This window comes from Arthrobacter ginkgonis, from assembly GCF_039540195.1.
Lineage (GTDB): Bacteria > Actinomycetota > Actinomycetes > Actinomycetales > Micrococcaceae > Zafaria > Zafaria ginkgonis.
Genome location: NZ_BAABEO010000008.1, coordinates 390,716 through 404,544, shown reverse-complemented (window position 1 = coordinate 404,544; position 13,829 = coordinate 390,716). Strand labels below are relative to the sequence as shown.

The window sequence follows — 13,829 nt, the reverse complement described above, 5'->3', positions numbered from 1 at the left end:
ATCGGTACCTTCCTGTTCGCCCCCCGAGATCGCTTTCGCTTAGCGCAGGTCGGTGTGTTTGCCGGCCAGCTTCCGCGTCCCCCGCGGGGTTCCTACCTGATGATTCCCCTTCCTTGCATGCAGTCCTGTACCAAGGGCGCACGACCTTACGCCGGAGGTTTGAGCACTGCCCCTTTCCAGATCCGGGCGGTCTTGTCGTCGCTGGCCGTGGCCAAGCGGCTTCCGTTCATGCTGAACGCCACTGAGTTGACCGCCCCCTCGTGGCGGACCCGCATCAACTCCTGACCCGTTGTGGCATCCCAGATCCGGGCGGTCCTGTCACCGCTGCCGGAGGCCAGCAGAGTCCCGTCCGGGCTGAACGCCACCGCATAGACAAAGCCGTCGTGGTGGACCTGCATCAGCTTCTGACCGGTGGCGGCGTCCGAGATCCGGGCGCTTCCGTCGTCGCTGCCGGTCGCAAGCAGGGTCCCATCCGGGCTGAACGCCACCGCGAGAACCGATCCGCCGTGGTGGACCTGCATCAGCTTCTGACCGGTGGCGGCGTCCCAGATCCGGGCGGTCTTGTCACCGCTGCCGGTGGCCAGCCGGGTCCCGCTCATGCTGAACGCCACCGCATTAACCACTCCGTCGTGGCGGACCCGCAATAGTTCCTGGCCGGTGGCGGCGTCCCAGATCCGGGCGGTCTTGTCCCGGCTACCGGCGGCGAGGCGGTCCCCGTTCGGGCCCAGGTCCACCGCCTTGATCCAACCGTCTGAGCGCACCCGCCTCAGTTCCTTCCCTTTGATCGCATCCCAGATGCAGGCGGTGTAGTCCCCGCTGCCGGTGGCCAAGATAGTCCTATCCGGACCGAACGTCACTGCGAGAACCGCACTGGCGTGGTGAACCCGCATCAGCTCCTTTCCTTTGGTGGCGTCCCAAATCCGGGCAGTACTGTCGTTGCTGCCAGTGGCCAAACGTGTCCCGTCCCGACTGAAAGCCACCGCAATAATTGGATTGTCATGGCGCACCCGTAACGCTTGGGTGCCGGAAGCCATACCCGTGCCGCTAATCGAGGACCTGCGCTCGCGGGCTTTGGACCGGGTGGGTTTACTGGACTGGGCACTGTCGCTGGACTCCTGAGCGCTACTCCGGAGGGTGTCATGCCGCACCGCGGTGTCACGGAAGGTCGGATCTGCGGTGAGAATCTCTGCGTAGGCGCGGCCGGCGGCGTCCCGATCGCCCGCCTCTTCGGCTTGACGGGCCCCTGTGTAAAGGACCTCCAGTCTGGCGCGGGCGGCGAGCCCGTCCGGGTCCACAGCCTCCGGATCAACGGCCTGCAGCTCGGCTGCCACCTCAAGGACCGCATGCCAGTTCCCGGCGCCGGCGTGGAGACGCAGTTCGTCCTCCAGGTCGGTGGCCCGCTGGCGTACCGCACAGGCTTCCCGGCGGGCGGCGGCGTCCGCGAAGTCGGGGTCGTCCCGGACCAGCGCGTAACCGTGGACCGCAGCCTCCCAGTCCCCAGCGTCCTCCGCCTCCCGGGCAGCGCGGTAGGTTTCGGCCATTTCCTGACGAACCGCGGCGGTTTTCCGCAGCTCCGCTGCGTCACTGTATCCAGGTTCCAGGGTTAGCAGGTCGTCGAGTAGTTCAATGGCCTGCCCGTAGTGTTTCGTTCGCAGTTCGGCGCGCGCATGGAGATAGAGAGCCCTCAGTTGAGCCGCCTGCCGCCGCGCCGGGAGCGCCACTGGGGGCTGGATTTCAAGTCCGAGGGAAACGGGGCGCCCGGTGAGAGTGAACAGTTGGGTGGAGCCTCCGCGCACATACAGTACCGGTGTCACCCACTCCAGGGTGCCTAGGCCCAGAATCGATCTGCGCCCGCTGCCAGCCGCCCTGTCAACGTCGCGGCCATGCGCGATTGCGGCGTAAAATCCGCGAGCGAAGGCGATTGCGGCACGGTCGCTGACGGTGAACTGCATCGCGGCCACGGCGCTGATCCCGCCGCGAACCAGGGCAGCAGCAGTCCCGGAGAACAGGTCTTCCGTTCCGGCCTCCCCGGAGGAGCAGGAATTCAGCACCACCAGCCGGGGCGTAGGTTCGGCTTCGTGGAGCAGGTACATTAGCCGGGAGGACTCCACCCTGTCGGCACGGCCGGTGTCTGATTCCAGAGCGATCCGGCCCTCCTGCCGGTTGACGTCGTAGTCTCCGTGACCGATGAAGTGCAGCACGTGCCAAGGTCCGTCCATCAGCGTCGTCTGGATGCCGTCCCAAGTCGCCCGCGGCGCCCAGACCAACTCGATCAATCCGTCAGCGACCGGTTTTGCCAGAGCTTGGTCAAGGTGCTGCCTTTCCGCGTCCGTATCCAGCCCGGGCAAGTCGTGAGGCGCGGCGACAATGCCCAGGATCCGCAGTGGCGGAGTAACCTCAAGGGGGCGGAGGTTGTAGTCGGCGGCGGGGATGCGCCGCAGCAGCGGCAAGTCATGGCAGAGGTAGGATTCCGTTGCCGGGTCAAACAGCATCTCCCACGGCAGAGCCGCCACTTTAGGGGCTGCCAGCCTAAGCACCACCCGCAGTCGCTGACTTCGGTCGTGGATTACCCCCAGGCTGGCCCGGTACGTGTCCTCCACCTGGCCGGTAAACAGCGCCTGGAACAGTTGCTGCCCCACTTCGTGCAGGGGTTTTTCGCCTGCCGGTATTGTTCGGCGCGCCGGTATGGCCGAGGCCAGAACCGTCGCTTCCAGTTCGGCGAGCCTTCCCAGCACCGCCTCCACGTCCAACTGGAACGTGCCGGACGTTTCGCCGCCCGCCGGGGCATGGATCACCCGGACAGTGTATCCACCCTGTCCGGAACCGATCTCGAGCTCAATGTCACTATCCACCGCGGCCTTCCCGACCAATGGATCCTTGGATGCTAATCCTTTCCGAAGTCATGTCTCCGGCGGGCCGGATCCGAACACACCTTCAGGGTGGCGCACGGAACCACGGACTACAAGAACCCGGATCCGCGATCTGGCCTCGGTGCCTTGCGCCGCGACCCGCGCCTAACGCGGGCCGGACGTTCAGCGGGGTCGGCGGGTTCTCCCGCCGGTCCCGCGGGCTTGTCCGCGCAGCTTCAGGATGCGGGCGCCGCCCACCGCCGCGACCACGAACCCTCCTGTCACGGCGGCTACCAGCAGGGCCAGCCCCAGGTTGACGGTGCCATCGAAGCCGAAGTACTTCAGCGGCACCATGACTTGGTTCTGTGCGATGAAGACGATCAGCAGGACCAGCAGCACCAACCCCAGGATGGTCACTCCCCACGCCATGGCGGTGCGGGACGCGTGCTCCGGTGTCGGTGCCGGGGTGGGCTGCCCGGTTGCCGGCCTTCCCAAGGATCCGCTGGAGCGTTCCGCGGGGGCGGAGCCCACGGCATCGGTGTTGGATACCGGAACGGGCGTCTGGGACGGCTCGGGCTGCGCACCGGCAGGACCCGGACCAACGCTCGGTGAAGGATTCTCCGAAGTCATGGGCGCTCTCCTTTTGGGGCCCGGGAGGGCCCGCATGGGACCGATCGTCTCACGGGATGCTCCCGAGGTCGCCCCCGATTCGGCACCGCCGTCCCCCGATGGTCAGCGAGCAGCTGTCCGCAATGACGGCGGCGCAGTTCAGCCTCCAAGGGAGCGTCGCCGATCTCCAGGTCCAGGCCGCCCTTCAACGCCAGCCTGCCCGGCCGAGGCCCCTGGCTACTCCACCCGGATGTTCAGGCTCCACGTGGTGGACTGCTGCCATGGGTCCCCGGTCGCCACGTCGATCACTGCCCGCCCCGGGGCGGTGGCGTGGAAGAGGACGGTGCCGGGAGGCCCCATGGGGCTGAGCACCCGACCGTCGGTGCCCAGCACGGCGTCGGTCAGTATCCCTATGAGTTCGACGGCCGTTCCCTCCCTGAGATGGCCCCCCGTGGCGGAGAAGCGGAGCACGTCACCGACCCCGACCACCAACTCCTCGGGCAGGTCCTGCAATCCAGGCTGGATGTCGATCAGCCGGCTCACCCTGCGGGTCCTTGATGGTCGGAGGTCGTGTGTTCCGTCATGGATGCAACCCTAGACGTCGGTCCGGTCCTCGGACGGGTCCCAATCGTTGGACGGCGACGCGGCTTGCACCCCCCGGGGGGTTGCTGCCTCGTGAAGGACCTTGGGATAGATCAACCCGGCGAACGCGGCATCGGTCTCGTTGATGTCGAGGCCTCCGACGATCGGCTGTCCGTCATGGGTGATGTCGCCGGGCAGCTGGTAGCACATGATGGAATCCTGGTCCGGTTCCGTGCCGATGATCGAGCTGGCCCCCAGCGGGGTCAGCACCTGCTGGTCGACCATCTCCTGGGTCCAGCCCTGGGTCCGGAGGAAGTAGGGATAGGCCTTCGCCGGATCGATGCGGGCCACCAGGGCTTGCCGCATGTGTTCGTGCGGGAACCCGAGCGTGTGCCCGGCCTCGTGGCGGATGACCCGCCGGAATTCGCGTTCCGGGGTGTTCATGGTGAAACCCTGCAGGTTCATCGTCTGCCGGTTCTGAGGTATGAGCTGGATGTCGGTTCCGAGATAGGAGTAGTAGCCCCCCGGGCCCCGGGAGATGCGGACATCGCCGGTCCCCGCGGTCTCGGTGAATGAGATGCCCGCCGACTCATTCCAAGCGTTCAGGTGGCTGACGATGCGGGCCCGCAGGTCCGCCGGTGTGGTCTCCAGAAAGCTCACCGACAACTGCTTCGGCTGGGGTCCCCAATACTTGCTGACGAAGAGGGTGGCCCGCGCAGGCGCGTCGACGCCGGGCAGTTCCAGCTGTGGGGAGTTGACCGGATTGGTCCGCACGGCCACCCGGGCTGCCTTTTCCCACAGCCGAGGCGGCAGGGGCATGATCCGGCAGCCGGCATTCTCGTCGGTCTGGCCGTCTTCCGAGTAGTCCGTGACTTCGGTGATCTTCCCGGCTAGCCGGAGAATCTCGAGCAACGAATCCTGGGTCTCTTTATCGAGCGTTGTCATCGGATTTCAGCTTCCTCGCCTGCTCCCATTCAACTTGCCCATGGTGGATGGGAGCCATTTCTGTTGTCTCTGCTCTTGCCGGTGCGTTCAGGGCCACACAGGACTGAGTGACATGTAGGGAATTGCCACCAGCAAGATATCGAGGTTCGCATTACCCGAGCATTACCGTGCTGCGCCCGGACCGGATCCGGTTTCACCCATCGGCGGTACCGGCGGTGGGGAAGTGCAGGGCGGTGAACCCGTCCGCGCCCGGGTCGGGGCCGCGCACGGTGTAGCCATAGAGCTGGCGCCACTCGGCCACGTCCCATGCCGCGGCCCGCTCGGCGTAGTTGAATACCAGCTCCTTGTGTTCGCCGCCGTACTTGAGGATTCGGGCGATCGCGGCGGCGTCCGGATGGTGGTGCCGGGCCCCGCTGGTGGAGATGAGATAGCGGGGGCAGTCAAGAAGCTCAAGCAGCTCCCGGGAGAGGTTGGCGGCGCTGCCGTGGTGGGAGACCTTCAGCGCGTCGATGCGCAGCCGCCCACCGGCTGCCTCGGCCAGCGGGCGCAGCGAGGCCGCCAGCCGGGCATCGCTCCCATCGCCGGTGAAGACCAGGCGCACCCTGGCGTACTCGAAGAGGAAGCCGATGCTGGTGGCGTTGGTGCGCGAGGAATCGGGGCTGAACGGGGTGGCGGCGAGCGCCTCGATGTCCGGGCTCCCGAAGGACTCGAAGCCGGACGGCGCCGGTGGCACCGGGTCGGTGCCGGGGATCAGTCCGTGCCGGGCGCACTCCTTCACCCAGACCGGTTCCAGCCGGCGCAACTGGTCCCGGTCGGGGGAGAGCACGGTGAACACCGAGCCGTCGCCGAAGGGTTCGGCGCTGCGCCCGGCGAGCACGCTGCGCCGGGCGAACGCGGTGTTCCAGCCCAGCTGCTGGTGTTCGATCGCGTCGGTGAGCAGTTCCCCGTCGCGCGGGCCGAAGTGTTCGAAGCCGTCCCCGATCAGGTGGTCGTAGCCGTTGAACCAGACGTCCCGGATCTCCGGTCGGTCCGGGTCCTCGAGGAGGGCGAGGATGCCCAGCACGTGGTCCTGGTCCACGTGGGTAACCACCACCACGTCCAAGGCCGGGCGGCTCCCGTCCGGGCCCGCAAGCAGGGGTGTGAACAGCGGGTAGGAGCCGGTGCGGCCACCGTCGATCAGGATCCGCCGGGTGCCGGCGCCGGGACTGCCGGGCGGGACGGTGTACTGGAGCAGCAGCGCGTCTCCGTCGATGCCGGGCAGCATGTCCAGCCGCACGCGGCCGGTCTCCTCTGGCGCCATCTCATTCTCCTTCGAATTTCAGCACCACAAAGGGTTCGCGCATGTCGGCCCGCCAGGAGAGCCGGCGCACCTGCTGATGCATCCGGACGCAGCCGGGGTCCTCCGGGAACTCGGCGAGCAAGTCGGCCAGCCAAACGAGCCCGAGCGTGTAGGCGGGCAGCCCGCGCCCGAACGCCTCCGCGAGCAGCGGTTTCAGGGCCTCGGCCTCGGCCGCACTGCCGGCGGTGCGCAGCCGGCGGGCCGCCCAGAGGATCGACCCGTCGGCAAGCCCCGGGAACCAGTTGGCCAGGTTTTCCAGCCAGGGATCCCACGGTTGCCGCATCCCGGTGTCCTCCGTGCCCGCCAGCACGTACGCGGCGGCAGTGGCGGCCAGCGGGTTCGCCACCTTCTCCAGCAACATCCCTTGGACGTCCCGGAAGACGGTGGCAGCCTGCTTCAACGCCCCGGTGCCCAGGTATGCGAGGCCTCCGCCGAGCCGGGCATCCCACACGGTGACGGTCACCGGTCCGGCTACCGGCCGCGGGCCGCGGTTCACCATGACCTCCACCGTGCAGCTTGTCCCGTCCATCCCGTTCCACGGCACCGGCAGGGTGGCCAGGTGGACCGTCCCCTCGGCGCCAATGGTCAGGTAGTGCCGCCCGGCTGGGGCCGCCGCGGTCTCCGCCCCGAAGCGGTACAGCTCGGTGGTGGTATCACCGGTGGGCACAGGGTCCCCGACCGGGAGGCCGGGCAGGGGAAGTGCCGCGGAGGCCGCAAGCGCTCGGACGCCGGGTGCGGCGTTGAGTGCGGCGTAGCCCGGAGCGGCGGCCGCAACGAGGTGCCCCACGGTCCCCGGGCCCCGGGGTGGGGGCTGGCCGCGGTCGAGCTCCGGACCCGGTACATGGGCCCGGGGCGGGTTGGCGCGCTGGTAGCCGGCGGAGGTTTGCAGGTTGCCCATGGCGTACTGGAAGGCGTGGGTTTCGTGCGGGGATCCCGAGGCGTCGAGGTGGACCCGGGCGGTGCCGCCGGCGGTGACCTCGGTGGAGGTGCTGATGACCCGCCCGGAGGGCAGGGTTGCCTGAACCACGTAGTTGCCCGGCTCCAGCTCCAGCGACTTCGCCTCGACCGTCCCGCCGAGCGGCAGGAGGATTTCCCGCTCCCTGCCGTCAGAGGTCGCGATGACGGTTCCGGCCATGAAGACGCTCCCGGAACCGCCGGCGTCGGCCTGCGGATATAGGTCGGAGCCGATCAGCACCTCGAGCCGCCCGGTGCCGCGAGGCGCGCCGCTCATGGCGCCGCCTCCAACCGGACGGTTAGGTGCGGTGGCCAGGCGAAGGAGTCCCTGGCCCGCGGCCTGCCGTCGTGCAGGTCGGCCTCGAAGTGGTAGTCGCCGGGCCCCAGCTCCAGGTACCACTCGCCGTCGCCTTCCTGCTCCGCATCGACCTCACTGCACGGCCGGCTCAGCGTGGGGGAGGCGTCGGCTGGAACGGTGCCGCCGGCGGGCCTGGACCGGCAACTGAAGTCGGCCAGGACGCTGTCCTCCGGAGGCAGGCAGCTGACGTACACCGGAACCCGGGGATCCCCGGCCAGCTCGTGCACCTCGAAGTCGGATACCTCGTTGGCGGTGGGGATCTGGGCCAGCGCGGCGGTCCCGGCCATCACCGGGCGGCGCATGAAGTCGTCGATCGAGGCAGCCAGCTGGGCGGTGGTTACCTTCCAGCTGCCGGAGCTCTTGGTGCTGCCGGCCCCGGCCAGCCCTCGCAGCAGCGCCTGGGTGAACAGGCTGACCTGTTCCGGGCGGCCGAAGGCGCGCTCGCCGGCGAGCGTGGCGAAGTACGGGGTCGAGCGCAGGGCGGGCAGGTCATCCGGTCGGCGCCGGTATAGCAGCGGGACCCGACCGGCGTAGGGATGTTCGTCCTGGTCGGAGAGGACCGCGTCGGTGGAGCGGCAGGCATCCAGGAAAAACAGCTGTTCGGCCGCGGGGCTGGAGCGCAAGCCGCGGCGCAGGCCGTTGAAGTCCAGTGCGGCGTCTAGTGGGTTGTTCGGGTCGGCCGGGTTGTAGTCCTCGGCCAGCAGCGCCATGTCCACTCCGTGCGCGATTCCGTGCCCGCAGAAGTAGAAGAGCAGGCGGTTCTGCGCCGAGCCGGCGGCACGGACGCGCCAGGCCTTGACCGCAGCCACCAGGTTCTCGATGGTGGCCGGCGGGACGGTGTGGATGGCGCCGTCCCGCGGGTTCGTGTAGCTGTCGCTGCCGGGCTCGCTGAGCAGCAGGGCCACACTGGCTCGTGGCCGGGCCGCAAACGCGTACTCGCGGAGCAGCCAGTCGGCGAAGGCCCGCGCGGAGACCGGGGGAGAGCTCAATTGACCCATGCCCCCGTGCTCGGGGACCTCCTTCTCGCCACCCGCCAGAAACGGGTAGCGCCCCACACCCACCACCAGCGCATGGGTTCCCCCGGCGGGGGCGTCTTCCATGTGGATCAACCCTGTTGGGTCGGCCATGGCGGGGGAACGAGCAGTTCGAAGAGGCGCACCACGTTGCTGCTGCCACGGGCGGCGATTTGGGCCCCTGTTCCAGCGAGGCAAACCACTATGTTCTTGCCCATGTTTCCCCGTTCCCGGCCTGCCCCAGAATGCGGCCCAAACCACCCGTATACACCCGGCGGCATTACTCGAGCATTACCGGGAACGCCGAATTGACAAAAAATTGACAAAACAGGCTGTGATATTTCGATTGGTTGTGGAAATGGGCCGTCGCGATCTTGACCGCTCGAAGCGACGCTGGGATGGTGGCCCTCACGGGGGGCCATGCGCGGCGGGTTGTCCTGCCGCCAGACACTGGGGGAGGTGTGGCGGGGTGCAGGAAATGAGCCTCTCCCTCCTTGGTTCTTGGCAATTCGTCCGAGGCGGGGAAAAGACCAGAGTGGCGTTCCGCGAGCAGCGCGTGCTCACGCTGCTGGCCATGCAGGGGCCCTTGGAGCGACGGCGGGTCGCCGGGCTCCTTTGGCCCGAGACCACCGACGCGCGGGCATTGGACAGCCTTCGGGTGAGTGTCCACCGCATATCGCGCACCGTCCCCGGGCTGGTGGTCGCCACCAGGAACCGGCTCGGACTAGCAGACGCGGTGCGGGTCGATCTGCACGACCTGCGGGAGCATCTTGCGAGGATGCCCTGCCGCAGCAACGAGCTCCCGCCGGGATTCGTCCACTTCCTGCGCGGCGCCGACCTGTTGCCTGGGTGGGACGAGCCTTGGCTGCTGGCGGAGCAGGACGAGCTGCTGCAACGGCGCATCCAGGCCCTTGAGATCATGGCTGTCTTCGAGTTGCAGCATCACGACACCTTGCATGCGCTTGAGGCGGCCGAGGCGGTGCTCGCGCTGGAACCCCTCTCCGAGCGCGCCGCCTGCCTACTTGCCCACGCCCACGCCGGGGCCGGCAACCACGCCGTCGCCGCCGCCGGGCTGAGTCGCTTCATCCGCCGACTGGGCGAGGAGCTCGGGGTGGGCCCCACGCCGGAGGTCTTGAACACGCTGACACAGGTCCGGACCGGCAGCGCCGGCTTGGCCTCGGGAGGCATCGGGGGACGACCCGGACTTCCTCCCGGCCAGAACCGCTAGGCATCCTCTCCAGCTGGGTCCAACGCAGATTGCCCCGCACTCCAAAAAGTGCGGGGCAATCTGCGTTGGGCGGGGTTGCCTCAGTCGAGGGTCGCCACGAAATCCTTCAGCCACGGGATGAGCTTCGGGCCCAGGTCCTGGCGCCCGGAGGCCAGCTCGATCACGGCCTTGATGTAGGAGAGCTTGTCGCCGGTGTCATAGCGCTTGCCGCGGAAGACGACGGCGTGCACGCCGCCCGAACCTTCCTGGACGGCCAGCGTCTGGAGTGCGTCGGTCAGCTGGATCTCGCCGCCGCGGCCGGGCGCGGTCTGCTCCAAGACCTCGAACACCTCATGGTGCAGCACGTAGCGGCCGATCACCGCCAGGTTGGAAGGGGCCTCCGCGGCGGCCGGCTTCTCCACCAGTCCGTGGACGCGGACGTAGTCCTGGCCTTCCACCACGGACACGTCGGCGCAACCGTAGGCGGAGATGTCCGCGGGATCCACCTCCATGAGCGCGATAACGGAGCCGCCGGTTTCCTGCTGGACGCGGATCATCTCGGTGAGCAGGTCGTCCTGCGGGCCGATGAGATCGTCGCCGAGCAGCACCGCGAACGGTTCCTTGCCCACGTGCCGCTTGGCGCAGAGCACCGCGTGGCCCAGGCCCAGCGGATCGCCCTGGCGGATGTAGTGGATGTCGCCCAGGGAGGCGGCGTAGCGGATGGCCTCCAACTTTTCGGTGTCCCCCTTGGCCTCCAGCATCGCCTCAAGCGTCGGGCGGCGGTCGAAGTGGTCCTCCAGCGCGCGCTTGGAACGGCCCGTGATCATCAGGACGTCGCTCAGGCCGGCTTTGGAGGCTTCGGCGACGACGTACTGGATCGCAGGCTCGTCGACAACGGGCAGCATTTCCTTGGGCATCGCCTTCGTTGCCGGCAGGAAGCGCGTTCCCAATCCCGCAGCCGGAATGACCGCTTTCGTAACCCCGATATTTGTCATACAGGTGATCTTAGGGAAATTTTGCGTCGAATGGCCAAATTTTTTTGGTTTGGCATGTCGACGATTGTTGAAGTATGGCCCCATTAGAATCGGAACCATGATTGTTGGGATTGGTGTGGACGTGGTGCAGGTTTCCCGCTTTAAGGAGCAGCTAGCGCGCACGCCGGCCCTGCGGGAACGGCTCTTCGTGCCAGCGGAACGGGGGCTACACGTCCGCTCCCTCGCGGCCCGCTTCGCAGCCAAGGAGGCCGTCGCGAAGGCCCTCGGGGCACCGGCCGGGATGAACTGGCACCACTGCCAGGTGGTGGTCGATGCCGCCGGGGATCCCCACGTCCTGGTCGAAGGGACGGTGGCCGCGGTGGCTGACGCAAAGGACATCCGCTATTGGCACCTTTCGCTGAGCCACGACGGGGACCTTGCCACCGCGATGGTTGTCGCCGAGCGGTAGGGGGAAAGCATGTCCCTACGGCAAGTGGTGGCTTTGGCCGGTTCCGGCGGCGGCCTTCAGGATCGCCGCGCGTGGGCTGCTTCGTCGGGCTGGAACCAGACACGGCTGGGGCGGTAACGTGTGGCGTCGCCGCTGAAGCCCGACGCGCGCAGTTCGATCTGGTCCAGTATGACTGCTGCTGGCGTTTACGGTTGCTCCCACGCTGGGCCGCCTTTACTAAGGGCCTGTTCCTTCGCGAACTCGCAGGGGCCCGTGACGGCGCCGGCTTATTCGTCCCGTATACGGATCGGGGGCTATGGGCTCAGATTCTCGGAAAGTCTGTCTCCTTGAAAATCCTGATCGCAGTCCAGCGGGAGCTGGAGGCACCTTCTACTTGCGCCGCACCGCTCTTACTGTCGCCGAAATTAGGGCATTTTGCTTGGCTGCGACGCGGAGGGAATTGACCCGGATCGCATAGGCAAGATCGGAGGTCCACTCGCCGGAGACGCCATGGCGTGCCGCATACCTGGCAATGCTTTTCAGTTCACCCAGTTGCGCGCTTGATCCGACCCGGAGTCTACGGACCGCTTGGCGATCGGGCACCTGCTCGAAGCACTCGAAGCTATCCACCCCAACGGCCTTGAAGTTCAGGAAGGTGCGTACGCACTTCTCGCATCGTCCGCAGTTCCGGTCGCCCCGCTTACCCTGCCAGCACACGCGCAGGTACTGTAGTGCCTCGGGCCATGACGCGAGGCTTGCCATCTTGTCGGTTCGCGCCGCGCCGGCCCCGTCGTGCCAGATATCCATCTGCCCGGTCCCGTAGAGATGGTCGGTTACGGGGGATGACCCCCAGCCGAGGACTATGTCGTCATATGCGTGGCCGCTACCGATCAGCCCCACGCCGTACTCGCCCTGGTAGGCGGTCAGGCAGGAGGCCACGGCCAGACCAAAACTGTCCTCCCAGTCCTGGCCGAGGGAACGGACGTTCGTCCGGAGCCCCAGCGTCTTCAGGCCGGTACCCGCGAGCAACTTCTCCCCACGGTCGCGAGCTCCAAGGTAGTCGGATTCGTTCTCCAGAGGGATATCGAACCCGTGGACAAATACAACCGCGCGAAGGTCATGCGAGGCGTTGGGGCGCCCACGCAGGTTCATTTGCACGGTGTAGGAGGCGTCAACCCCACCGGAGAACGCAGAGATGGCCGCGGTGCTGGAGGGCCTGCGGTCAACCACCGAATCGGCCGAAATCTCGACCAAGACGTACTTTTCCGGCTTCCACTTGGCCCACGCCGCCTGAAGCTCATGGAGATTCCTGAGCAGCCGCTGGGTGACTTCTCCGTGCACGTGGACGGCGTGCCCTGCCTCCATCAGCAGCAGAAGGGAGCCCAGCAGGAAGGGATCGGCGCCAGCCTCTACGGACAGGATCCCCTCGTGGGACTCGAAGAACAGCGTCCGCGTCTCCCGGTCCGGAACCTCGATGGTGGCGGTCCGGATACCCTCGGTCGCCTTCGTGTCGTCAACGTAAATGTGAGCGGTGCTCAAAAGTCCCCCGATTGCAGTTAGCCGATCAGTCCAATCCTATCGGCCGCCGGTCCCTTACAAGTCACGGTACGTATGACCGGATGTTACCTTGCGAGTATGATCCGCTCTGGCGATTGGTAGATATTTCAGCAGACCTAAGTGCGGTGGCGGCCCACGCTCCAAGTCTGATGATGCCTACTTCCGGCTCAGAGATTGGGAAACTGGCTCGTCCGGAGTTGCGGCTGCGAGATCCAGCGAAGTCACTCTCTGCTCCAACTCTGCCGCTATAGCTCGGTGCCCTGCCTCGGAGTAATGAACGCCGTCGCCTTGAAAGTTCTCGGGCGATAAGTAGTGATCATCCCGAAGATCAATGCAGGTTACCCGGTCGCTGTGTTGGGCGGAGCGGGCGACTGTCTCTTGAATCGCGACGTTATTCCGGATGCTCCACGGGTAGATCCTCATTTCTAACCCACAGGGAACAATGGCGATCACGTGGGCAGATGTGCGATCTAGGATAGCGTCAAGGACATCATTGAAGGATGCGCGGAATTCGCCATGGTGCAGGTTGGGACTACTCATTATTAAGGTTGCGGCAAGGTCACCGCGGGGTCCCTGAACCGATGCCAAAAAGCCTTTGTAGATGCAGCGCCTGATCGCCTGAAGGGGAGCCTTCCAACCCGTTGCTGCCACACGCCGGGGATCTGTTCGGATAAGGTTCAGCAGCCGCGAGTCGCGCAACAGGCTTTCCCTACCACCATTGAACAGGATGACAACGGCTGGGTCCATGTTGATAACACGGTCCAGTTGGGCTTGGGTGTCCCTCACCATAAGCCCGGCCTTGGCCAGAGAGACAACCTTCAAGCCCTGGACTGCCAGAGCCTTCCTGAGAAGCTGGGGAAAGGCGGACGAATCCCGCCGGTGAAACAGGCCGAAACGCGTGGCGAGTGAATCTCCACAAACAACAACTGTCCCCGCCATATGGCTGCCTCATTCCCCAGAAGTCAGAGCCAGATTAGCAGGTCGTTAGTTCGCT

At 66.6% G+C, this 13,829-nt stretch carries 12 protein-coding genes; 2 read left to right on the top strand and 10 right to left on the bottom strand.

Annotated elements, in window-relative coordinates; genetic code table 11:
• Window positions 1-146 precede the first annotated feature (146 nt).
• The 7 genes from ABD912_RS04335 to ABD912_RS04305 all read right to left on the bottom strand — a co-directional run bounded on the left by ABD912_RS04335 (window position 147) and on the right by ABD912_RS04305 (window position 8,736).
• Window positions 147-2,795 carry a CHAT domain-containing protein gene (locus ABD912_RS04335; protein ID WP_345148742.1) on the bottom strand — a complete coding sequence of 883 codons (2,649 nt, stop codon included), beginning with the start codon at window positions 2,793-2,795 and terminating at the stop codon, window positions 147-149.
• Between the two features lie 237 nt (window positions 2,796-3,032).
• The gene (locus ABD912_RS04330; RefSeq protein ID WP_345148740.1) at window positions 3,033-3,479 is read right to left on the bottom strand and encodes a LapA family protein; all 447 of its coding nucleotides are present in this window, start codon (window positions 3,477-3,479) and stop codon (window positions 3,033-3,035) included.
• Between the two features lie 216 nt (window positions 3,480-3,695).
• Window positions 3,696-4,001 carry a hypothetical protein gene (locus ABD912_RS04325; protein WP_345148738.1) on the bottom strand — a complete coding sequence of 102 codons (306 nt, stop codon included), beginning with the start codon at window positions 3,999-4,001 and terminating at the stop codon, window positions 3,696-3,698.
• Window positions 4,002-4,052: 51 nt separating this feature from the next.
• Window positions 4,053-4,985: a M12 family metallopeptidase gene (locus ABD912_RS04320; protein ID WP_345148736.1), complete on the bottom strand. Its 933-nt coding sequence runs from the start codon at window positions 4,983-4,985 to the stop codon at window positions 4,053-4,055.
• 193 nt (window positions 4,986-5,178) lie between these two features.
• Entirely contained in the window at window positions 5,179-6,285 is a 1,107-nt protein-coding gene (locus ABD912_RS04315; RefSeq protein ID WP_345148734.1) for a ComEC/Rec2 family competence protein, read from the bottom strand.
• Between the two features lies 1 nt (window position 6,286).
• On the bottom strand, window positions 6,287-7,555 hold the full coding sequence (locus tag ABD912_RS04310) for a hypothetical protein (RefSeq protein ID WP_345148733.1): 1,269 nt from the start codon (window positions 7,553-7,555) through the stop codon (window positions 6,287-6,289).
• Window positions 7,552-8,736: a caspase family protein gene (locus tag ABD912_RS04305; RefSeq protein WP_345148732.1), complete on the bottom strand. Its 1,185-nt coding sequence runs from the start codon at window positions 8,734-8,736 to the stop codon at window positions 7,552-7,554. Before ABD912_RS04305 ends, ABD912_RS04310 begins: the two co-directional genes overlap by 4 nt.
• 391 nt (window positions 8,737-9,127) lie before the next feature.
• On the opposite strand from ABD912_RS04305, the gene ABD912_RS04300 reads away from it, so the two are divergent.
• On the top strand, window positions 9,128-9,877 hold the full coding sequence (locus ABD912_RS04300) for an AfsR/SARP family transcriptional regulator (protein ID WP_345148731.1): 750 nt from the start codon (window positions 9,128-9,130) through the stop codon (window positions 9,875-9,877).
• 80 nt (window positions 9,878-9,957) lie between these two features.
• Here ABD912_RS04300 and galU read toward each other — a convergent pair whose 3' ends face one another.
• Window positions 9,958-10,851: a UTP--glucose-1-phosphate uridylyltransferase GalU gene (gene galU / locus ABD912_RS04295; RefSeq protein WP_345148730.1), complete on the bottom strand. Its 894-nt coding sequence runs from the start codon at window positions 10,849-10,851 to the stop codon at window positions 9,958-9,960.
• A 97-nt stretch (window positions 10,852-10,948) separates the two neighbouring features.
• Between galU and ABD912_RS04290 the strand changes: the two genes are divergently transcribed.
• The gene (locus ABD912_RS04290; RefSeq protein WP_345148729.1) at window positions 10,949-11,299 is read left to right on the top strand and encodes a holo-ACP synthase; all 351 of its coding nucleotides are present in this window, start codon (window positions 10,949-10,951) and stop codon (window positions 11,297-11,299) included.
• Between the two features lie 369 nt (window positions 11,300-11,668).
• Here the strand turns inward: ABD912_RS04290 and ABD912_RS04285 are convergent, their stop codons facing one another.
• Together ABD912_RS04285 and ABD912_RS04280 are read right to left on the bottom strand one after the other, a co-directional pair.
• Entirely contained in the window at window positions 11,669-12,817 is a 1,149-nt protein-coding gene (locus ABD912_RS04285; RefSeq protein ID WP_345148728.1) for a hypothetical protein, read from the bottom strand.
• Window positions 12,818-12,991: 174 nt separating this feature from the next.
• On the bottom strand, window positions 12,992-13,774 hold the full coding sequence (locus tag ABD912_RS04280; RefSeq protein ID WP_345148726.1) for an SGNH/GDSL hydrolase family protein: 783 nt from the start codon (window positions 13,772-13,774) through the stop codon (window positions 12,992-12,994).
• Between the last annotated feature and the right edge of the window lie 55 nt (window positions 13,775-13,829).